18 protein-coding genes are annotated in these 23697 nt (G+C 33.3%); 2 read left to right on the forward strand and 16 right to left on the reverse strand.

Features of this window, described 5'->3' with window-relative positions:
* Window positions 1–60 precede the first annotated feature (60 nt).
* The gene (locus AC1RRN_RS14810) at window positions 61–2451 is read right to left on the reverse strand and encodes a penicillin acylase family protein (RefSeq protein WP_492968038.1); all 2391 of its coding nucleotides are present in this window, start codon (window positions 2449–2451) and stop codon (window positions 61–63) included.
* Window positions 2452–2568: 117 nt separating this feature from the next.
* Here AC1RRN_RS14810 and AC1RRN_RS14815 point away from each other — a divergent pair, with 117 nt between their 5' ends.
* Together AC1RRN_RS14815 and AC1RRN_RS14820 are read left to right on the forward strand one after the other, a co-directional pair.
* Window positions 2569–4131 (forward strand): hypothetical protein, encoded by a 1563-nt coding sequence (locus AC1RRN_RS14815; protein ID WP_492968039.1) that lies wholly within the window; start codon window positions 2569–2571, stop codon window positions 4129–4131.
* 157 nt (window positions 4132–4288) lie between these two features.
* Window positions 4289–6100, forward strand: coding sequence for a hypothetical protein (locus tag AC1RRN_RS14820; protein ID WP_492968040.1), 1812 nt, complete (start codon window positions 4289–4291; stop codon window positions 6098–6100).
* 55 nt (window positions 6101–6155) lie between these two features.
* Here AC1RRN_RS14820 and AC1RRN_RS14825 read toward each other — a convergent pair whose 3' ends face one another.
* The 15 genes from AC1RRN_RS14825 to AC1RRN_RS14895 form a co-directional block, all read right to left on the reverse strand.
* On the reverse strand, window positions 6156–6587 hold the full coding sequence (locus AC1RRN_RS14825) for a YMGG-like glycine zipper-containing protein (RefSeq protein ID WP_492968041.1): 432 nt from the start codon (window positions 6585–6587) through the stop codon (window positions 6156–6158).
* Window positions 6588–6836: 249 nt separating this feature from the next.
* Window positions 6837–8114, reverse strand: coding sequence for a kynureninase (gene kynU / locus AC1RRN_RS14830; protein ID WP_492968042.1), 1278 nt, complete (start codon window positions 8112–8114; stop codon window positions 6837–6839).
* A gap of 210 nt (window positions 8115–8324) precedes the next feature.
* Window positions 8325–9374, reverse strand: coding sequence for a tRNA preQ1(34) S-adenosylmethionine ribosyltransferase-isomerase QueA (gene queA / locus AC1RRN_RS14835; RefSeq protein WP_072969667.1), 1050 nt, complete (start codon window positions 9372–9374; stop codon window positions 8325–8327).
* Window positions 9375–9723: 349 nt separating this feature from the next.
* Window positions 9724–10947 (reverse strand): 3-phosphoshikimate 1-carboxyvinyltransferase, encoded by a 1224-nt coding sequence (aroA, locus tag AC1RRN_RS14840; RefSeq protein ID WP_492968043.1) that lies wholly within the window; start codon window positions 10945–10947, stop codon window positions 9724–9726.
* Window positions 10948–11081: 134 nt separating this feature from the next.
* Window positions 11082–11408: a nucleotide pyrophosphohydrolase gene (locus AC1RRN_RS14845; RefSeq protein WP_492968044.1), complete on the reverse strand. Its 327-nt coding sequence runs from the start codon at window positions 11406–11408 to the stop codon at window positions 11082–11084.
* A 2-nt stretch (window positions 11409–11410) separates the two neighbouring features.
* Entirely contained in the window at window positions 11411–13399 is a 1989-nt protein-coding gene (locus AC1RRN_RS14850) for a DUF3858 domain-containing protein (protein WP_492968045.1), read from the reverse strand.
* A complete protein-coding gene (locus tag AC1RRN_RS14855; RefSeq protein WP_492968046.1) occupies window positions 13400–15409 on the reverse strand; it encodes a DUF3858 domain-containing protein in 2010 nt (669 codons plus the stop codon).
* A gap of 35 nt (window positions 15410–15444) precedes the next feature.
* On the reverse strand, window positions 15445–17352 hold the full coding sequence (locus tag AC1RRN_RS14860) for a DUF3858 domain-containing protein (protein ID WP_492968047.1): 1908 nt from the start codon (window positions 17350–17352) through the stop codon (window positions 15445–15447).
* 63 nt (window positions 17353–17415) lie between these two features.
* Window positions 17416–17868 carry a D-aminoacyl-tRNA deacylase gene (dtd, locus tag AC1RRN_RS14865; RefSeq protein WP_492968048.1) on the reverse strand — a complete coding sequence of 151 codons (453 nt, stop codon included), beginning with the start codon at window positions 17866–17868 and terminating at the stop codon, window positions 17416–17418.
* Between the two features lie 34 nt (window positions 17869–17902).
* Window positions 17903–18265: a four helix bundle protein gene (locus AC1RRN_RS14870; RefSeq protein WP_492968049.1), complete on the reverse strand. Its 363-nt coding sequence runs from the start codon at window positions 18263–18265 to the stop codon at window positions 17903–17905.
* A gap of 30 nt (window positions 18266–18295) precedes the next feature.
* Window positions 18296–19279: a ribosome small subunit-dependent GTPase A gene (gene rsgA / locus AC1RRN_RS14875; protein ID WP_029270592.1), complete on the reverse strand. Its 984-nt coding sequence runs from the start codon at window positions 19277–19279 to the stop codon at window positions 18296–18298.
* A gap of 256 nt (window positions 19280–19535) precedes the next feature.
* A complete protein-coding gene (locus AC1RRN_RS14880; protein WP_035653393.1) occupies window positions 19536–20618 on the reverse strand; it encodes a bifunctional 3-deoxy-7-phosphoheptulonate synthase/chorismate mutase type II in 1083 nt (360 codons plus the stop codon).
* Window positions 20619–20631: 13 nt separating this feature from the next.
* The gene (locus tag AC1RRN_RS14885) at window positions 20632–21492 is read right to left on the reverse strand and encodes a prephenate dehydrogenase (RefSeq protein ID WP_492968050.1); all 861 of its coding nucleotides are present in this window, start codon (window positions 21490–21492) and stop codon (window positions 20632–20634) included.
* 107 nt (window positions 21493–21599) lie between these two features.
* Window positions 21600–22745, reverse strand: coding sequence for a pyridoxal phosphate-dependent aminotransferase (locus AC1RRN_RS14890; protein WP_492968051.1), 1146 nt, complete (start codon window positions 22743–22745; stop codon window positions 21600–21602).
* Window positions 22746–22833: 88 nt separating this feature from the next.
* Window positions 22834–23673, reverse strand: coding sequence for a prephenate dehydratase (locus tag AC1RRN_RS14895; RefSeq protein ID WP_492968052.1), 840 nt, complete (start codon window positions 23671–23673; stop codon window positions 22834–22836).
* Window positions 23674–23697: the final 24 nt, after the last annotated feature.

Here is a 23697-nt window from a genome sequence, read left to right on the forward strand (position 1 = left end):
AAAGGTTTTTGTTTTAACCTTTGAACCTTTCTTGAAATCTGAAACATCTAAAACTTGAAACTATTTCTTTTCTGGTTTCAAAATCAACTTTGTCGAAGTCTTTATAATTTCTTCCTTATTCAGTTTCATTTTTCTGAATTTACCGGCATTAAACATTTCTGCCTGATCGTGATAATGTTCGCTAAAAGGGTTTCCGGATTGTCCGGTTGGAATAATGCTCCAACTATTTTCAATATCAGAGAAATCTACTACTCTTCTGGTTGAAGGACCTCCTTTTACGTAATATTTTCCTTCATCATTAAAACCGAAAAACTGATTGTTAATCACTTCATTTGATCCCGGAGCAGCAAAAGGTCCAACATTAAATAATTTGCGAAGCGCAGCTACTTTTCCAAGCGGATGCTCGTGTTCTACAGTATGCACTTTTCCCCAATTCCAGTCAGCAATAGTAGTGCCTAATTGTGTGTTAAGTTGGGAAACCGCCTCATGAAACGATTTTGAAACTATTTGACCTCTCGTTTCTTTTACATTTTTAGTTTTGATATTATCCCACCAAACCGAATTCTCATTCACAATTTGTCGGGCAATAATTTGTTTTCCTAAATGCGTTCCAAGAAATATCATAAAATCTTCCTTACCCATTTCGTCCTCAAATGTATTTTTCAAATACAAATAAATCCATTTGTTATAAATCGTTGGTGCTACATCTTCTAAATTGGTAGTTCCTTTCCAGGATTTCAAAACATTCAGCACTTCTTTTTCTTCGGCTGAAATCATCTTAGAATCCAAATTTGCAATTAAATGCTGAACAACACCAGTGGCAACAGGAGAAGTATTATCAAAAATCATTTTACTAATCTCTTCTTTATTCCAATCTGATTTTGCATCCATTAAACCAGAAATTCTTTTAGCACGATCTTCAGGCAAATAATAACCCGGATACAAATATCCATCAATCGCTTCCGGTTGATTATTGGCCGAATACACATAACCCCATTTCGGGTTTTCAGCTGATGGATTTTTAGTAAAATCTAAATATTCTGTTATATCATCTTTTCCACTCGCTCCATCTAAGATAAAAAATGAATTCACGCCTTTATTATGTTTATAAAGCGTTCCCGTTGCCCACCACGCCACATTTCCTTTGGCATCACCATACATTACGTTTAATCCGGGCGCTGCTACCAATTGCACTGCTTTTCTAAAATCGTCTTTGCTTTTTGCGTGCGAAAGTCCGTAAACCGCATCTAAAATTTGAATCGGTTGTTGGGTATAAATCCACGACATTGCGATAGGTTTTTTACTTTTCAGGTTCGCCAGCAAATCGTTCATAATTGGTCCGTGTCGACTTGATTTAACCGTCAAAACCACATCTGATGTATCTTTTATTTTAATTGTTTTTTTTCTCGATTCATAAGTCGAAAAACCTGCTGGTGTCTGATATTGATTTGCATCATCAGTTTTGTTTGTTTCCTGATAAAAATCGATATCATCATTTTCGAACATCGTTAAACCGTAAGCATAATCGCGGTTGTGTGCCAATAACGGAAACGGAGTTCCTGCCAGATAACAACCATACAATTCATGATCCGGCGTTACTAAATGTGCTTCATACCAGGTGGCAGGTTGCGAAAACCCAATATGCGGATCATTCGCAAAAATAACTTTTCCACTTTTGGTTTTATGAGGGCCCACAACCCAACTATTACTCCCAACAAATGGCGGAATTGGAGATTTATCCAACAAACTAGCAACCGATTTTGAAATCTCGGCATATTCCTCTAAGTTCTCTTTTGAACTTCTGATTTTCGTCGTATTAAATTCTCCTTCAATTCCTAAATCTTTCACATATGCAGCTCCGTATTTAGCACGAAGATCTGTCAATAATGGATCTGTTTTTTGAGCCATCGCAAAACTGAAAGACATATATCCGAAAATATTATAAACGTCTTTTATTGTGAATTTTTCCTTTTTCACACCCACCAAAGTAAATTCAATTGGCGTCACTCCTTCTTCTAAATACTGATTTATGCCGTCCAGATAAGCCATCGTCAATTGATAACTCGGACTATTTTTATCTAATTTGGCAATGGCTTTCGCCGATGCTTCTTCGATACCAATTCCGGAGAAAAACATATCGTTTTTAAGCGCAACTGATCCGAATATTTCAGACAAACGTCCTGGCGCAATTCTGCGAAGCAATTCCATTTGCCATAATCTTTCCTGTGCATGCACATAACCTAAAGCTGTCATCGCATCTTTTTCAGAATCAGCGTAAATATGAGGAACTCCAAAATCATCAAAATAAACTGTGGTTTCTTTTTGCAAATTTTTCAATTGAATTTCGCCCTCATATTTCGGTTTTAAATGAAAAATATAAGCACACAAACCAATTCCCAAAAGAACAATTATGATAACTAAAATCAACAGGATTTTTTTAATTTTTCTCATATTCAAAAAAAGTATAACGATAAAAATGATTTGGTAATGATGTAACTTATAGACGTAATCCTATAAGAAACACTATGTTTTAAAAGCTTAAATTTAGATTTAAAATCAATACGATAAATGTCAATCTACAAAAAAATAGCAATCGGCGTAATTTCAGTCTTTGTTTTCGGACTTTTAATCAATTTCGGACTTAATTATTGGATTAAAAAACAATTGCCGATTATTATTGAAGAGAAAAACAAAACCGCCTATCATATTAATTACGAGAAAATTGAAGTTTCACTTTGGTCCAGAAACATCTATGCCCAAACTATATTGGTACATCCAAAAAATCAACTTGAAAACAGCAAGATAAAAACGGGAATTTTTTCTAAAATTGAGTCGATTACCATTAAGCATTTTAATATTTGGGATTTAGCTTTTCATGATGTTATTCAGGCAGAAAGTATCATCATTAACAAACCCAGAGTTATTTTATATAAAAAAAATGACAAGCTTTTAAATAATAGCAAAAGTATTCGAACCCAAATTATAGAACCCTTTCGAAAAGTCGTTGCTGTTTCTAATATTTATCTTAATGACGGAAGTGTTGATGTTGTTTATTTGAAAAATAATAAACCTATTTTCAGTGTTAAAAATATTCTGCTGAAACTTGAAGGGATTTTAATTACAGATGCGACTTTAAAAGAAAAAATCCCGATGCGATATGAGAAATATGTTTTGGTTTGTGATAGTTTATATTACAAACCCAATCAATTTTATCGTATGGACATTGGTCAAATCAGCACGGAAAATAATTTTCTAAAAGTTAAGCACTTTTCGATGCTGCCCGAATATAACCGAAAAACCTTTGTTCAAAAACTAGAAAAAGAAAAAGACATTTATACGCTAAAAGTAGACTCAGTGCACATTAATAAAATGGATTGGGGATTTAAAAATGATCGTTTTTTCTTTAAGGCAAATTCGGTTGTAATGAATCATTTTGATGCTAATATTTACCGCGGCAAAATGCCAAAAGATGATTTGAGTAAAAAATATCTTTATAACCATTTGTTGCGAAATCTAAAATTTCCGTTGCAAATTGATACTTTACAGGTTCTGAAATCAAAATTAGTTTATGAAGAAGAAATGGATTTTTCTAAAGGTCCCGGAAAATTAAATTTTGATCACTTTAATTTGAGAGCAACTAATCTTCGAAGTGGTTTTGGCTTAAAAAAGACGGCTGATGTCAAAATCAAAATCAATTGTCAATTTATGAAAACTTCTCCTTTAAATGTTGACTGGAGTTTTAATGTTTTGGATAAAAAGGACAGTTTTCATATTCAGGGAGTTATTTCAAATTTTGATGTTGCTGCCATGGGGCGCTTCAGCAAACCTTACATGAATGCTTCATTTACTGGAGTTTTCCATAAATACCGATTTAATTTTTATGGAAATGATAATATTTCAAAAGGAAATGCCTCATTAGATTATGACGATTTAAAAGTAAAATTGTACAAGAAAAAAGATCCCGAAAAAGAGGCCAAACTAAAATCTGCTCTTGTCAATTTACTTGTCAAAAATGATTCAAAAGAAAAAGCAAAAACAGCTGATGTTGAATTAGAACGAATTCAGGAAAAATCATTCTATAACTTTTTATGGAGAAGCATTGCAGAATCTTTGAAGAAGATTTTGATATAGATAAGTGTATTTTCCGCCACGAATTCACGAATTAAATAAATAAATTCGTGAATTCGTGGCTGTTTTTTTTATCCTAATTTACATTTCAAACCTGACAAATATCAGGTTTTATGAAAATGCTTTTTCTAACATTTGTTTTATTTTAATTTGAAAACAAATGACAAAAACACCTTTACATACTTTCCATATTCCGGTCATGGGGCTTGCGTATACTATTGATAGCCCAATTAGAGTGGCACAATATGGAATCTCGTCTGTAGTTTCAATCGCAGATGATGATTTAATCGAAAAAATGCGTAATTTTTACAGTACCAAATTCAATTTTCCTTACGAAGAAATAAGTCAAAAATTTCATGATTATCGCGCCGAAAGAATTACTTCATACTTAAATTTGGTTGACAAAATTGTAAAACAGAAATTCGAAAGCTTTAAAACGGAGTTAGCAGAAAGCAAAACCGCTTTAGAAAATTTCATAACGATGTTACCCAATTCATCTGACATTAAAAAAGGTTTTCAAAATTTACTTGAAGACGGAATTTCATTCAAAGAAAATATTCAGCAGTATATTGAATCTCATCTTTCTCCAGGAAATATTGATGTTAATATCATGACAAAACTGGACAAAGACAATTTTATAAAAAATGAACAATTGCCAATTGAATTTAATGATGCTCACGCAGCTTTACGAGGTTTTGCAAATAGTAATTTAGAATCTTCAGTAGTACTTTCTGCAGGAATGAATCCGAGACTTTATAGTTATTTTGAGAATTTTTCTGATTTCTTTCCAAATAAAAAAAATCAACTTAAAAAGAAAATCATTTTAAAAGTAAGTGATTTCAGATCGGCTATGATTCAGGGAAATTTTTTAGCCAAAAAAGGACTTTGGGTTTCTGAATATCGAATTGAATCGGGTTTAAATTGTGGCGGACATGCTTTTGCAACCGATGGACTTTTATTAGGAACGATTCTGAAAGAATTCAAACAGAAAAAAGAAGAACTAGTTCAATCTGCTCACGAATTAATGATAAAAGCTTTACAACAAAAAGACGCATATTTTCCTGATCAACCGTTAGAGCTAAAAATTACCGTTCAGGGTGGCGTAGGAACTTCAGAAGAACATGAATTTTTACTGAATACTTATAATGTTGATTCTATAGGCTGGGGAACTCCTTTTTTATTAGTTCCGGAAGCCACTTCAGTAGATGAGTCTACGCGTAATTTATTGATCAATGCCAAAGAAAGAGATTTATATTTGAGTCATATTTCGCCTTTGGGAGTTCCGTTTAATACTTTGAAAGGAACAACAAATGAAATTTTGAAACAGAAAAGAATTCAGGAGAACAAGGCCGGAAGTTCGTGTCCAAAAAAATTTCTCGCCTTAAGCAAAGAATACGATCCACACGGAATTTGCACGGCATCAAAAAAATATCAGGATATTAAATTAGCAGAATTAGAAAATATAAAAGAAACACTTTCTGATGATGCATTTGAAAAATCAAAAATAAAAATCACCGAAAAATCGTGCTTATGTGTGGGGTTAGCCAATTCTTCTTACTTAGAAAACAATATAAAGATTAAAGGCCAGCCGCAAGGCGTTATCATTTGCCCTGGACCTAATATGGCTTATTTTGATCAGGAAGTTTCTTTAAAACATATGGTAGAACACATTTATGGAAATAAGTCTGTTTTACGCACTAAAAATCGTCCTAATTTGTTTGTAAAAGAATTGAAAATGTATGTTGAATATTTCAGAAATGAAATTGAAAATATTTCAGGCGAAATCACAGCCAATCAACTTAAAAAATGGAATAGTTTTAAAGCAAATCTTTTAGAGGGAATTGAATACTATCATAATTTGTTCGACTCTACTTTCTATTTCAAAAACGAGACAGAAAAAATTAAATATCAAATTGATTTTTACAAATTAGAATTACGCTCGATAAAAATTCCTGTTCCTGAAATGGTATAAAAAAAGAAACCCCGATTTAGGAATCTAAATCGGGGTTTTTATTTATTTTAAAATTTTATTCTTTTTTCTTACTGCCATCGATTATAGCACCTGTTCCTGCACCAACTCCGGCTCCGGCTAAACCACCAATTATGGCACCTTCTCCTTTTTTCTTACTAATGATGGCTCCTGTTGCAGCACCCACTCCGGCACCAATTACAGCACCTTTAGCAGTTGAACTCCAACCTTTCTTTTTAGTAGTTGTGGTTGTTGTTGCAGTTCCGTCTTGTTGATGTACTACTACAACTTTTTGCTCTTGTTGCTCGTGCGCTTTTGCTGCTTCTAAATTAGCCATTTCAGTCTTCATCGAATCGATCACTCGTTGTTTATTAACTTCAACTTTCATTGAATCGATAGTTGCTTGTTTTGCTTTATTGACATCTTCTTTTCCTTGATTCTGACAAGAAACAATAGATAATACGGCAAATAATACATATAAGGCTTTCATGATTGTAGTTTTATTGATTATACACTACAAAGTAAAGAAGATGTTATTTGTTGATGTTATATGATTTGAAATAAAGATTACAGAATTACATGCTTTGACATTTTAACCGCAAAGCACGCAAGGTTTTTTCGCAAAGTTCACTAAGATTTATGCTTCTTTATGCACGCAAAGTCGCGAAGTCGCAAAGAAAATACTTAGAAAAACTTTCCGACTTCGCGACTTTGCGAGATTCTTTCCTTTTTATACTTATTATTTACCTAAAATTCCTTTTTTCAGGATTTGTCCAAAGTCATACATGTCTTCATAAGAACAATATAAAGGAACGGGAGCTAACCGAATTACATTCGGTTCACGCCAATCTGTAATCACTCCGTTTTTCATTAAATAATCGAATAAGCTTCTTCCTTCTCCATGTAAAAACACAGATAATTGCGACGCTCTTTCTAAAGGATTTGATGGTGTAATAACCTCAAAATTACCTTTAACTTCTTTATCAATTTCATGTAAAATGAATTCCAGAAAAGACGTAATATGATCTCTTTTGGCAATTAAAGCATCCATTCCAACTTCAGCAAACATTTCTACTGATGCTAAATAGGGAGCCAATGAAAGTACCGGAAGATTACTAATTTGCCATCCTCCCGCTCCATGAACAGGATCGAAAGTTGGTTCCATTTTAAAACGGCGTTCTTTGTTATGTCCCCACCAACCGGCAAATCTTGGTAAATCAGGATCGTTATGATGTTTTTCATGAACGAAACATCCGGAAGCATTTCCTGGACCTGAATTCATGTATTTGTAACTGCACCATGCAGCAAAATCTACATTCCAGTCGTGAAGTTCTAATTTGATATTTCCGGCTGCGTGCGCCAAATCCCAACCCACTTTTGCGCCCGCTTTTTGTCCGGCTGCTGTAATGGTTTTTATATCAAAAACTTGTCCTGTATAATAGTTCACTCCTCCTATTAAAACCAAAGCTAACTCATCGCCAACTTCTTCAATTTTTGCTAAAACATCTTCCAGGCGAATATTATGTTCTCCTTCACGACGTTTGATTTCAACAATTGCATCTTCTGTTTTATATCCATGAAAATGAACCTGGCTTTGAAACATATATTGATCTGAAGGAAACGCTTTTTCTTCGCAGATAATTTTATAACGTTTGCCTTTTGGCTGATAAAAAGAAACCATTAATAAATGAAGATTTACAGTCAAAGTATTCATTACCGTAACTTCTGAAGGCAAAGCGCCAACAATTTTACTCAAAGGTTCTGCGAATCTTTCCTGATAATCCCACCAAGGTTTTTCCGCATAAAAATGACCTTCAACAGCCAATTCTGCCCAGTCGTTCATTACTTCGTCAATATAGGCTTTGGTACGTTTTGGTTGTAATCCTAAAGAATTTCCGGTGAAATAAATTACTCGTTTGTCATTCACTTTCGGGAAAATAAACTGATCCTGATAGTGATTTAAAGTGTCTTGCGAATCAAGCTCTCGTGCGAATTCGCGTGTATTTTGAAAAGTCATTGAGTTTTTGTTTTGTCTGCTAAAATAACACCTTTTGAATTATTTCGAATAAATTTAACAAGTTTTGCTTTTTAAAGTATTCAGTGTTCAGAATTTTAGTGTTCAGTCGTGATTTTAAAATTAAAGCTGAGCACTAAAATTCTGAACACTGAACACCATAAAAAAACCCGCCATTACTGACAGGTTTTATATTTGATTCGAAATATCTAATTAGATTATTAACATCGCGTCTCCGTAAGAATAGAATTTGTATCCTTCTTTGATCGCTTCGTCGTATGCTTTTTTCATTAAATCATGTCCACAGAAAGCAGAAATCATCATTAATAATGTTGATTTTGGTGTGTGGAAATTCGTAATCATACAGTTTGCAATACTAAAATCGTGAGGAGGAAAAATGAATTTATTCGTCCATCCTTCGTAAGGATTTAAAGTATTTTGAGAAGAAACTGAACTTTCAATAGCACGCATTGAAGTTGTTCCAACAGCACAGATACGTTTTTTCTTTGCTTTCGCTTCGTTTACAATATCGCAAGCTTCTTGTTTGATAATCAATTCCTCAGAATCCATTTTGTGTTTTGATAAATCTTCAACCTCAACCGGATTAAAAGTTCCTAAACCAACGTGAAGTGTAACCTCAGCAAAGTTTACTCCTTTGATTTCTAATTTTTTCAAAAGGTGTTTTGAAAAGTGTAAACCAGCAGTTGGTGCCGCTACAGCTCCTTCTTCTTTTGCATAAATTGTTTGATATCTTTCAGCATCTTCAGCAGTTACTTCTCTGTTGATGTATTTAGGAATTGGAGTTTCTCCAAGTTCTGTCAATTTGTTTCTGAATTCTTCGTAAGAACCATCATATAAAAAACGCAAAGTTCTACCACGAGAAGTTGTATTGTCAATTACCTCAGCAACTAACGAATCGTCATCACCAAAATAAAGTTTGTTTCCGATACGGATTTTTCTTGCCGGATCAACCAAAACGTCCCAAAGACGTTGCTCTGAATTTAATTCTCTCAATAAGAAAACTTCGATTCTTGCTCCAGTTTTTTCTTTGTTTCCGTACAAACGTGCAGGGAAAACTTTTGTATTGTTAAGAATTAAAACGTCACCGTCATCAAAATAATTGATAACATCTTTAAACATTTTATGTTCTATAGTTTGTTTTTGACGATCGATTACCATTAAACGAGATTCGTCTCTGTTTTCTGCTGGAAATTCCGCTAAAAGTTCTTTTGGTAAATTAAATTGAAAATGTGATAATTTCATATTTGAATTGTTGATTTTAAAGTGTAGATCTTAGATTTTATATCTAAAATTATAAATCGTGTGCAAATATACGATTGTGAGATAGGCGTTGTCAAGTGTTTTGCTGTTTATTTTCAAAAGTCGTTGATTTACTGATGGTTTGACTTCATTAAAAAACGTTTTTTTCACCATATAAGAAATATAAGTTCATTTAATTTTGGATTCTTTAAAAATTGCAACTTAATTATTTGGCTAAAGCCGAAAACCAAAACACAAAAAACCCCTAGTTAAAACTAGGGGCTATTTATTTTTTCGCCACGAATTCACGAATTATTAATTAAAATTCGTGAATTCGTGGCGACTATTTTTTTTACAATTCTGAAATTTCGAAGCTTAATGCTTTTAAATCATTCCAAAAATCTGGATATGATTTTGAAACTACTCCTGCATCTTCAATAATAATTGGGACTTTAAGTGCTAATGGCGCAAATGCCATTGCCATACGGTGATCGTTGTAAGTTGCAATTTTCACGTTATGATTGATATTTTCTGAAGCTATTAAAGTCAACGAATCATTCGTTACTGAAATATTAGCACCAAGTTTTGTAAGTTCAACTCTAAGTGCTTCCAATCGATCCGTTTCTTTAATTTTTAAAGTATGAAGACCTGTCAAATGACAACCAATTCCCAAGCCTAAACACGTTACTACAATTGTTTGTGCAATATCTGGTGTATTGTTTAATTCGAAATTTACCGTTTCATATTTAAAATTCTCCTGTTTTACCAAGGTCATTTTATTATTTTGAAACGTTGTTTTCACTCCCAATTTCTCATAAAGTGAAACTAATTCAGAATCTCCTTGTAAACTATTTTCTTTATAACTACTCAAAGTGATTGTTGCAGCATCGGCCAAAGCTACCAAACTAAAAAAGTAAGATGCTGAACTCCAGTCTGACTCTACAACCATTTCTTTTGAAGGAACAGTTTCTTTTGGATAAACTTTAATTACATTTCCTTCAAAACTGGTTTGAATATCCAAATCATTCAGCAAAGCCAAAGTCATTTTGATATACGGAATTGAAGTGATTTCTCCTTCTAAAGTCAGCTCTAAACCATTTTCTAGTTTTGAAGCCACTAATAAAAGTGCCGAAATATATTGACTGCTTACATCAGCAGCTAAAGTTACTTTTGAAGCTGTAACTTTTTTTCCTTTGATTTTTATTGGAGGGTAACCTACTTCTTTTTCGTATGAAATCTCAACACCTAATTGTGCTAAAGCTTCTACCAGAATTTTTATCGGACGTTCCTGCATTCTGCTTGAACCTGTCATTACTACATCTCTACCTTCGTTCACAGCAAAATAGGCAGTTAAAAAACGCATTGCCGTTCCTGCATGGTGAATATCTACGATTTCGTCATTTCCAACCAAAGCTTTTTGCATTACCTCGCTGTCATCAGAATTTGAAGTATTCGCAAGTGTAATATTTGGAAATAATGCTTTTAATAACAATAAACGATTGGTTTCACTTTTTGATCCTGTTACTGCAATCTGTCCTTGTAAATTATGTTGAGTTGTCTGAAGTAGTAAATTCATTTTTTTAATTGTAAGTTGTAAATTATGAATTACGAATGATTACAAACGTAATTCAGCCCCGCAATTTACCACTCCCCATTCATAATTCAAAATTCAAAACTCATAATTCAAAACTTATCGCTGATATTTCACAATTATTTCAATTTCTCATTGTTTTTGTGACGATCTTCATCACGAACCGATTTTAAATCCATTTTTTTATCAAAAGCAGCTTGCAAATCGATTCCGGTTTGATTGGCCAGACATAAAACTACAAAAACAACATCGGCTAGTTCTTCACCTAAATCTTTATTTTTATCACTTTCTTTTTCAGATTGTTCACCGTAGCGACGCGCGATGATTCGGGCTACTTCACCTACTTCTTCAGTAAGTTGTGCCATATTGGTCAATTCGTTAAAATAGCGAACTCCGTGTTCTTTTATCCAGGTATCAACATCAAGTTGAGCATTTTTCAAATCCATCGTTATATTTTTTTAAGAACAATTTTTTCATTTTGACTCGCAAGTACTTTCTGGAAAAGATTTTTTAATCCAGTATACGCATCTGCTGCAAAAATACTACTGTTAATTTCTTTTATACAACTAATTTGAATTTTATTCCCTTCATTGGAAATGTTAAAAGTATAAGCGATCATTTTATCTTCAGAGGAAATTCGGATAGGACTTGGTATTGACTCTACAGCATATCCTTCAGGAATATCTAAATTTAAATTGAACTTTTCCAGTGTTGGATATCCAAAGTAAATTCCCATTTGCCTTGTTTCCTGTGTAAAAGGATTTTTTGTTCTGGTAAAAAACAATAACGGATTAATGAATATTTTGCCACCAATCATCTCCGATTGATTATCTGAAATAAAAGAAAAAGTCTCAATAATCGGTTCAGAAAAATTCGTTTTCTTATTTTCAATTGCATAATCAGATATCTTCAAATCACCCAATTGTTCTTCGTATTTTTCAAGATAATTTTCCTGATTTTTATCGGCATTTTGAACTCTAAAGCTATAAGCATCATAATCTGTTCTTTGCACTCTCACCTTACCTTCTATTTTACCCGAAGCATCTAATTTGGCTATTGTATTTGAAAATTCTTTAGATGTCGAAACAGGATATAAATCTATTTCTTTTGATGTTCCGTCTTTTCTAAAAAGTCGCCCCTTCCAGTTTAAAAGATTTAGCGGTAAAATATTTGGAGAAGTGAATTTATGTGTAGCATCAAGCAGGATTTGTTTTCCATCAATTTCAGCAGCGGCAATAACATAATTAAAACCAGTTCTTGTAGGATAAACCGGCACTCCATTTTCAATAGTACTTACCAGAACCGGATTCACTTCTATTCCTGCCAACTTCAACATGTTAATCAATATAAAGTTGATTTCGGCTGCATTTCCTGTTTGTTCTTTGTATGCTTTTACAACTCCTTTATCTGCATAATAACCATTTTCCTCATTCCAGTTCATTTTATTCTGAACGAATTTAAAAATGATATTTAGCCTCTCATTTAGTGATTCTACATTTCCTAATAACCTTCTAAGATCTTCCAGTAAAAAATCACTTTGATTCAGTTCTTTTCCAAAGTTTTCATCTTTAAAAATAGTCGATGCAACTCCTTCCCAAGTCATTGTAAAATCTTTTACCGGCTGATCAGGATATCTTATGCGTTCTAGTTCGTATTGAATACTTCCTTTGTAATTTTCGATATTATTAACGTAAGGCTCTAATCTTAATGCAGAAATATCTCTTCCTGTGTATATCGAATTAATTTGTTGATATGAAAGCCTGCTTGTTTGGTTGTGCTCATTCTCAAAACTTTGGCTTCCGGCAACAATTTTAGCATCTGATGTTATTGGTGTCTTTCCAACTAAAATTGTTTTATATACATAAAACTCCGGAATCTCTGTTTTATATTCAAAATAATCAACCGGAATTTCATATTGAAAATCAAAATCAGGAAGCTTTACAATATTCTCTGTTTTTAAGATATATTTATATTCAATGATTGAGCCTACCTTTACATTTGGCAATGTTATGGTTTTCTCGTTCCAATATTTGTTTATTTTTTTCTTAAAAGTTCCCTGATTATCCAGTTTTGTTTTGACGATTGAGCCATTTTCTAGATTATAAGTTATTGCTTGCGAAAACTCTAATCGGTCTTCGTTTAGTTTTTCATAACCAATATAAAATTTCACCTTCTGATCAGCCCAGGCAAGTCCTTCCTTTTTATAAATTTTAATTTTAAATTCATAAACATGATTAGCCGAAAAACCATTCGTATTATTATATGTAAAGAAAGTTTTTCCTTTCTTAAAAATAATTGCTGCCGGAGCGGTAGTATCTTTTGGATGTACTTTTTCCTGTAATTGTGCGACGGTTACTTTTCCCAGCTCATATTTTTGGGCATTAATTTTTGAAAAGCAGAAAAAAACGATAACTATTAGTAAGTTTTGAAACTTCATCTAAATTCTTTTTAAAACTATTTTCTCTGTTTCTTTTGCGACCATACCTTTATAATATTCTTTTAGCATTTCATATTTTTCAGTTGATACTATTGCCTCATTAATTTGATGTGAAACTACCAATTGCAACGTTCCATCGTTTGATGCAATATTAAATTTAAAAGTTCCCAGATTATCTTCCATCGAAATTACTGCAGGCGCAGGTAATGTTTCAACTACAAATCCTTCAGGTATTTTAATAATGATATTATACTTGTCTGTAAATGGGTAGCTAAAATCTACCGGATATTCTCTGATTTCCTGCTTAAACGGATTTTGGTTTTCTGTAAAAAACAACATTGGACTCACATAAATTTTTCCTCCAATAAGCTCACACAAATTATTTCCGGTAAAAGAATAGGACTCGATCATTGGTAATAAAATTTCCTTTTCGTTAGTTCTCGAATATTCACTAATTTCAATTTTATTATTTTCATTTTCTAATCGCTCCAAATAGGTTTCTTCTTTAACACCATAAATATTATCTCTCGTAACTAACGCGTTATAATCTGTACATTGTCTTCTTGTTTTACCGGTAACTTTACCATCGGCATCAATACTGTAATTCATAAAAACGGTGTCAAGAGATGGTTTTTTAGGCATCAAATCAATTTCTTCAGAACTTCCATCTTTGCGAATCAGCCTTCCATACCAATTTAAGGTTTGAATCGGCAAAACATTTGGAACCGAAAATTTATCAGATCCATCTAACAAAACATATCCTGTTGGAGTCTCAACAGCAGCAATTACATAATTGAAAGCGTTTCTGTTAGGGAAAAGTGAAATTCCGTTAGAACGTGTACTAACTAAAACAGGATCGGCATTTAGACCTGCAAAACGCAACATTGCGGTTAACATTAAATTGATATCGCCAATGTTTCCTGTTTTTTCTTTGTAAGCTTTTCTAACTCCTAAATCAGTATCGTAACCGGTGTAGTGATTCCATTTTACAGTTGATTTCACATGATTTAAAATTGCCAATATTTTTTCGTCTGGTGTGTTTTTTCCAGCCAATACAACTTTTAAATCATCTTCAAAATAACCTGTTTTGTTTAATTCCGGCCCAAAAGAATCATAATTATAAATTGTTTTCGCAACAGAACTCCAATCTGTCGAATATGGTTTTAACGGTTCATTCGGAAATTTCACCATTGCTAATTCATGTTCAATACTAGATACATAATTATCCATATTATTCACAAAAACTTCGTTTTTCATAGCTGGAAAATCTTGAGCTACATAAGTAGTTTGGCTCTCTATGTATTCAACTTTTTCAGTAGAATACTCTGTTTTTACAACTCGTCCTTCAGATCTTTCCTTATTTGTAAAAGTGATTGATTTATTGTTTTTTGTGGTTGTAACTTTAGGAAAAATATATCCTTTTTGCCTTGGATTAAAAACATAATATTCAGGAACATAAGTACTAAATTCTGAATAATTTACCGGTATATTAGATTGAAAATTCCATTCTCTGATCATTCTGGAAGGGCTTTTCACAGAGTATTTAAATTCTACAACTGAGCCTTCTTTTATGTTAGGCATTGTGATCTTTTTTTGCCCTCTTACTTTATCTAGTACCTCATCAAAAGTTCCCTCACTTTTTAGTTTAGTTTTTTCAATTTTACCATTAACTAAATTATAAGTGTACGCATCAGTAAAAAATACTTTTTCAGTCAGATTTGAAGTGTTATAATACCAAACACTATGATTCGCCCAATTATAACCTTCTTTTTTATAAATTTTTATTCGTGTTTCAACATCTGTCAAAACTACAAATCCGTCAGTTTGATCATATTCAATTCTTGATTTCCCTTTTTTATATAAAATAGCTGCAACCGCCGATGAATCTTTTGGATGCACTTTTTGCTCTAATTCAGCGATTGATACTTTTCCTAATTTAAATTCTTGTGCTGTTACTTTTGAGAGAAACAACAATAAAACAGATAGACTAAAAAGTTTGGTTAATTTCATTGGTCGATTCTTGGTTAGTTTTGGTTAATTCTTGGTTAATTCTTAGTTAGTATAATTTTGGCGTTATCATTTCTTGACACTTGTTCCATAAAAAGACGGTATTCATCGTATTCTTTGTTTGAATATTTACCTTTATTAACGAACATAGAGCGTTTATAAAGCAGTTTGTTATTTTCTTTTTTGATGATTTCGGTTTTGTATTCTCCGAATTTCCCTTTTAATTCATAATTTGAAGGTAAAAACTCAATCGCAAAACCAGCTGGTAAATTAATTTCAATTTCATCTGTATCCAAATAACCACGCTGAATCTCAAAAGGATTTTTTCTGTTTCTGATGCGTTTTATATTTTCGCTATTTTGATTAAAAGCGTCAACAGCAAAAATCATTTTATTAGATGAAATTGAGGCGTAATTTATCGCACTAATCTGAATATCTTCGGTGAAACGTATATTTTCCTTATTGTCCGTAAAAGTTATTTTTCCCAATTTGAGATTATTAATATGATCCCAATATTTTTTATAATGAGCCTCTTTTTCTGTAGGCTGAAAAGTTTCCAATCGTTGTTTAAAACTATATTGTGATCCTTCTGAAATTATCGAAATTGAACCTGAAAAATTACCGTTTTCATCAATGGTATAAATTCCTTTGTCAATTTGCTTATTTCCTTTGTCTTCATAAATTTTCGTTCTTACAATTACACCGCCTTCCGGTTTAACAACTAAAACATCTCTATCGTCTGTAAAAGTTCCCTGATATCCAAACGGATCATCCTGACTCGTGCATTCCAGAAAAGTATAGTTATCTCCATTTGGAATTGCCAATATCATGTGGTTTCCCTGCATCGAAACAAAATCAGACTGAATATTAGACTTATTGCGATCTCCGTACAAAATAGTGTTATAGGATGGTACATCAACTGTCTGTAAAAGCGCTTTAGTATAATTTGATAATGCTTTGCAATCTCCGTATCCCAAACGATCTACATCTGTTGCAAGCATGGGTTTCCATCCTCCAATACCAACAGCAATATTTACATATCTTGATTTTTTCTGAACATAATCATAAATGATTTTCGCTTTCTTTATCGGATCTTTTTCATCACCTACTAAGGCTTTTATTTTTACTTTAGTTTCTTCAGATAAATCGGTAGTTCCGGTTAGAATTTTATCGCTGTACCATTTACCAAAAGCTTCCCAGGTTTTAGCAGTTCCGTCAACACCTTCTAAATGAAAACTTTCTAAACCCATCATAATTCTGGGATAAAGATCTCTGCCAGTTGGGCTTAAACTTTCTGCTTTCTGAGCGAAGATATTGGTCGCAACATAACTTAATTGTGTATCAGTATCTAAAGTTTTTTTGATATTATATCCGGCAAGCTGAAATTCCTTCTTTTTAAAACCAAGGTTATTAGGATAGGTAACATTTAGAGCGCATTTTGCAATACTTACAGCAGTGCCTCCTAAGAAATACCATTGTGGTAAAAAGGCAGTATTTGAACTTTCAATCTCACTATTGTAAACAACAGTAAAAGGATAAGAAATCGGGGTATATTCTAAAAAAATCACACGATTATCTGAAAAAAGAGTACTTCCGCTGACAGCGCTCTGGTCTTTAAAATCTTTACGTTTTACTTTCTTTATCTCATTACCAAAAGCATCATAAATAATTGCTTCGATATTTTTTACTGAAGTTGATTTATCATATCCCTGATAAGCTTCAATATCACTTAATCCCGCCTCATTAAAAACAGTTACAACTCTTTGTGTTTTGATATTCATGCTACGTTGTGAAGCAATCACTATATCCATTTGATCAAGTCGTACCACAGCATCGGCATTAGCCTTGAGACTATCAGCAATAGTTACAACAGAATAATCGCTCTTTTGAGCAGAAGAAATAAGGGTAAACAATAAAAAAAATAACGCAAAAAAAGGTCTTTTCATTAGTAGGGAATTTCTCCAAATATATATTATTTTTAGAAATTCTTAACATTTGTTTATTATTTTTTATTCCCTGTTTTTGCTATCAATTAAGATTGTCACCGGACCATCATTTAACAAACTGACTTTCATATCTGCACCAAAAATTCCGGTTTGCACCTTTTTATTGAAGTCTTTCTCTAAAGATTTTACGAAGTTTTCATACATCGGAATAGCAAATTCAGGTTTTGCTGCCTTAATATAAGAAGGACGATTTCCTTTTTTTGTAGAAGCGTGAAGTGTAAATTGACTTACCACAATTATATCGCCGTCAACATCCTGAACCGAGCAATTCATGACGTCGTTTTCATCACCAAAAATTCGCATTTTAATGATTTTACCAACCAGCCAATCAATGTCTTCCTGAGTGTCGGCATCTTCAATTCCAACTAAAACCAATAGACCTTTTTGAATATCGGCGACAATTTTAGATTCAACAGTTACGGATGCTTGTGATACTCTTTGAAGAACAACTCTCATATAAATGGTAAATTGTGAATTGTAAATTGTGAATTCATGTGGTAACTAATTTTTGTTTGGTTGTAATTATTATAGAAGCTAAAATTTTATTTATCTCTATAATGTCAGATTTTATTGATTGAAACTGAGTTTGATTCAAATAGTCAGATTGAAACAATAATTCTAGCCAATAATCTGTTTCATTGGCTTCTTTTTGAGCAATTGCTAATTTATGTATAAAGTCTTTTTTGCTTTCTGCTTGTTCGGACTCTCTAACCAATGCTCCAATTGCTGTTCCGCTCCTAAGCAGTTGTTTGCTTAAAATAAACTCTTTCTTTTCCTCTTTTAAATATTGAAAAAGCTTAATAATTCTAAGAGCAAAATTAAATGACTTTGTTTTTATTACGTTATCCGACATAATTCACAATTCACAATTTACAATTCACAATTACTTCTGGTTTCTTGTTTCGTCGCTAATTTTACGATCTTCGTCATAAGTGTCCGTGCGATAATTTTCTTCATCGCCTTCCAGGATTTTCAAATAACTATTATAACGCGACCAGGCGATCTCGTCTCTTTCTAATGCAGCTTTTATGGCACAATGCGGTTCTTCTTTATGGAGACAGTTGTTAAACTTGCATTGATCTTTCAGTTTGAAGAATTCAGGGAAATATCCGCTGATTTCTTCTTTCTCCATATCCACAATTCCGAAACCTTTAATTCCCGGAGTATCGATAATTTTTGCGTTAAAAGACAAATCATACATTTCAGCAAAAGTCGTAGTATGCTGACCTTGTTTACTTGCTTCAGAAATGGTTTTGGTTTTAAGATGCAAAGACGGTTCCATAGCATTTACCAGAGTCGATTTCCCAACACCGGAATGTCCGGAGAACATACTTACTTTGCCAATCATCATTTCTTTTAGTTCATCAACACCTTTCATTTCGGTAGAAGAAACACGAAGACATTTATATCCAATTTGCTGATAAACGTATTGCATATACAATTGATCTTCTAAAGTTGGCTCATCAAAAGTATCGATCTTATTAAAAACTAAAATGGTTTCAATGTTGTAAGCTTCCGCAGTTACCAAAAAACGATCTATAAAATTGAAAGTTGTTGGCGGATTATTAATCGTGATCAATAAAAAAACACGGTCAATATTCGAAGCAATAATGTGCATTTGATGCGAAAGGTTAACCGATTTACGAACGATGTAATTCTTTCTTTCGTGAATATTAAAAATTGTTCCGGTTACAGCATCAGAAGTTTCTTCGAGTTCATAATCGACAATATCGCCTACAGCAATCGGATTAGTACTTTTAATCCCTTTCATTCTAAATTTCCCTTTCATACGGCATTCTATAAAATCGCCTTGTTCCGATTTTACAGTGTACCAGCTTCCTGTAGATTTATATACGAGTCCTGTCATTCTTTAATTTTAGATTTCTGATTTTAGATTTTAGATTATTCTTAAACTAAAATATTAAAGCACAAAATTACTGTTTTACAATTGAAACCCATTGGTTTCGGCATTTAAAATCAAAAAAAATCCCCAGCACTTCTTTCAAAGCAATGGGGATTTTAAAAAAAACAATCTATTTTTAATATTGTGACATAAGAAAATTTAAACACAAAATGCAAACAAACTTAAATTAACTTATATCACATATATATTTTAAAGAAAATTATGCGTTGAAAATTTTCTCCTGGTGACCAATACTTTCCTGGTGGATTGCTTTGAACATTCTCAAAACAAACTCTTCAGTAAGACCTTTTTTCTCACCTTCTAAAATCATTTTTCCTAAGATTTCGTTCCAACGGTTGTTTTGAAGAATCGCTACGTTGGCATCTTTTTTCACCTGACCAATTTCGTCAGCCACTTTCATACGTTTTCCTAAAAGTTCTAATAAGTTAGCATCAAGAACGTCGATGTTAGCTCTTAGTTTTTTCATTTTTTGGCTGTACTCATCTGTAGTATCATCCGTTTTTCTGATCGTCAAATCTTTAATGATTTGTTTCAAAGCGTCTGGAGTAACTTGTTGAGCAGCATCAGACCAAGCGTTGTCCGGATCGTAGTGCGTTTCGATAATCATACCGTCGTAGTTCAAATCTAAAGCCTCTTGCGTTACTTCAAAAATCATTTTACGATCACCTGTAATGTGAGATGGATCGATGATTAATGGTAAATCAGGGAATTTATTTTGCAATTCGATAGCAATTTGCCATTCTGGAATGTTTCTGTATTTTGTTTTTTCGTAAGTAGAGAAACCTCTGTGAATAACTCCTAATTTCTCGATTCCAGCCATGTGTAAACGCTCAACACCACCTAACCATAAAGCTAAATCCGGGTTTACTGGGTTTTTAACCAAAACGATTTTATCAGTTCCTTTCAAAGTATCAGCAATTTCCTGAACCGCGAAAGGGTTTGCAGTTGTACGAGCACCAACCCATAAAACGTCGATATCATGTTCTAAAGCCAGTTTACAGTGAGCTGCAGTTGCCACTTCAGTTCCCATTAATAAACCAGTTTCAGCTTTTGCTTTTTGTAACCATTTTAAACCAATTTCTCCAACACCTTCAAATCCTCCCGGACGTGTTCTTGGTTTCCAGATTCCTGCTCTGAATACACTAACTTTTGAATCTTTCAATTCGTGAGCAATTTTCAAAACCTGATCTTCCGTTTCTGCACTACATGGTCCAGCTATCACAAGTGGGTGATTTAAATTGAAATCTTCTAACCACTTTCTCATTTCTTTCTTATTTTCCATCTTAATTCTAATTTTACTTTTTAGTTGTTGTTAATCCGTTTAGTATTTCTTTTATTTTATTTGTGCTTTCCATTTCATTAAAAATGGCGTTGTAATCTTCTTCTTTTAGCAAATCCCTAAACCGACTGAGATTTGAAATATATTCTTCTAATGTTTCCAGAACATGCTCTTTATTTTGCTTAAAAATCGGTGTCCACATTGCCGGCGAACTTTTTGCTAAACGAACCGTACTTTCAAATCCACTTCCCGCCATATCAAAAATATCCTGTTCGTCTTTTTCCTTGTTCATTACCGTTTTTCCAAGCATAAACGAACTAATGTGCGACAAATGCGAAACGTAAGCAATGTGTTTGTCGTGTGAAGTCGGGTCCATATATCGAATCCTCATTCCTATTTCGCTGAAAAGCTTTAATGCCTTTTCCTGCAATTTAAAAGTGGTCTTTTCCACTTCACAAATAATGTTTGTTTTTCCTTTAAACAAACCTCTTATCGCCGCCGAAGGTCCTGAAAACTCCGTTCCTGCTATCGGATGCGTGGCAATAAAATTTCTTCTTTTCGGATGATTAGCCACTGCATCACAAATTGGTTTTTTAGTTGAACCAACCTCAAAAACAATTGTTTTATCTCCAACTGCATCCAGAACTTTTGGCAAAACCGTCAGTGCGACATCAACCGGAACTGAGACGATTACAAAATCGGCTTCAGCCAAATCTTCAAAACTTCCCGCTTCGTCGATAACTCCTAAATCAATGGCTTCCTGCAAATGCTTTTCGTTGCTATCGATTCCAAAAATGGTCGAATCGGGATGTTGGTCTTTGATGTCCAACACCATCGAACCGCCTATTAATCCTATTCCTATTACGTATACTTTCATATTCTTTTTTTTTCCTGCAAGGTTTTTAAAACCTTGTAGGTTTATATAATCAAGACTTTCAAACTCATACCTACAAGGTTTTGAAAACCTTGCAGGAAATCTTAATACTAAAACCGATCAATCGCTTCTTGTACTTTCTCTTCTTTCACACATAATGAGAATCTGATATAACCTTCGCCGTTGCTTCCAAAAATGGTTCCCGGTGTAATGAAAATATGTTTCTCGTATAATATTTCGTCAATGAACTTCTCTGCTGATGCTATCCCTTCCGGAAGTTTTGCCCAAACAAAAAGCCCAACTCCTTCTTTATAAACTTCACAACCTAGTTTTTCTGCTAGTTTTTCTGTTAATTCTCTGCGGCGTCGGTAAATTTTGTTTTGATCTTCAAACCATGATTTATCACAATTCAACGCTGCAACTGCACCTTTCTGAATTCCGTAGAACATTCCACTGTCCATATTGCTTTTTACTTTCAGAACCGCATCAATAATTTCAGGATTTCCTAAAACCATCCCAACTCTCCAGCCGGCCATGTTGAACGTTTTACTAAGTGAATTCAATTCTAAAGCCACCTCTTTTGCGCCTTCAACCTGCAATAAACTCATCGGATTATCATTCAAAACAAAACTATACGGATTGTCGTTGATCAATAATATATTGTGTTTTTTAGCAAAAGCAACCAATTTTTCAAATAACGCTAAACTTCCTCTCGCTCCTGTCGGCATGTGCGGATATCCCAGCCACATAATTTTTACTTTCGAAAGATCTAGTTTTTCCAATGCTTCAAAATCCGGTTCCCATGCATTTTCTTCTTTCAGATCATAATAAACCGGAACTGCTCCAACCAAATTAGTTACCGAAGTATACGTTGGATAACCTGGATTCGGAATTAAAACGTGATCGCCTTCATTTAAAAATGCTAACGAAATGTGCATAATTCCTTCTTTTGAACCCATCAAAGGTAAAATCTCATTATTCGGATTCACTTCAACACCAAATTGATTCTGATAAAAATCGGCCATCCCTTTTCTTAATTCCGGTAATCCCTGATAGCTTTGATAACCATGTCCGTTTTCGTCTTGAATTGCCGCAGCGACTGCTTCAATTACTGCTTTTGACGGACTCAAATCAGGGCTTCCAATTCCCATATTGATGATCGATTTTCCTTCAGACTGCAGTTGACGCACTTCTCTCAATTTTGATGAGAAGTAATATTCTTCAACTGTATCTAATCTTTTTGCTGTTGTAATCATTTTTTTATTGCTTTAGGCCGTAAGCTTTAAGCTTTAGGCTCTTTTTAAACTTTCTATTTTGGACTTTAAGACTTTCGACTTTCCAACTTTAAGACTCACTTAAAGGTTTTGTATTCTTATATTCTCCCAACACTTTAAAATATTCTGCCATTATGTTTAATAACGTTTTGGCTTTTGCAAAATCTTCGTATTTTTCAAATGTTACATCTACGAAAAATGAATATTTCCAAGGTGTTTCAATTTTTGGAAGCGACTGAATTTTTGTCAAATTCAGTTTGCAGTCACTCATTACATTCAAAACCGCTGCTAAGCTTCCTCTTTTGTGATCCAATTCAAATTTGATGGACGCTCTGTTGATTTCGTTTTCTGGCAAAAATGAATTTTGCTTTTTGATAATCACAAAACGAGTCATATTGTTTTTGATCGTTTGAATTTCCGGCGCGATGATTTCTAAATCATACATTTCCGAAGCCGTTTTACTTGCAATTGCTGCAATTCCGGTTAATTGTTTTTCCTGAATTCTTCTTGCTGTTTCGGCTGTATCTTTATCCTCAACCAATTTGATATTTGGATATTGTTTCAAGAAATCCATACATTGTAAAATGGCCATTGGATGCGAATGAACTTCTTTTATATCTTCAATTTTCTGACCTTTCAAAACCATTAAATTTTGGTGAATGCTTAAATAATGTTCTCCAATAATGTGTAAATTGTTCTTGTCAATCAAAGCATAATTCGGAATAATTGGACCTGCGATCGAATTTTCAATCGCCATAACCGCCTGATCAGATTTTCCTGAAAGAAGGCTGTCGATTAATTCTTCAAAAGACAGACATTCATCAATAGCCACATTTTCAGAGAAATACTCCTTCACAACTTGATGATGAAAAGAACCTTTTATACCTTGTATTGCAATTTTCGTTGTCATATATTCAAAAAAAAATCCTGATTT

This window comes from Flavobacterium sp. GW821-FHT11G01, assembly GCF_058808175.1.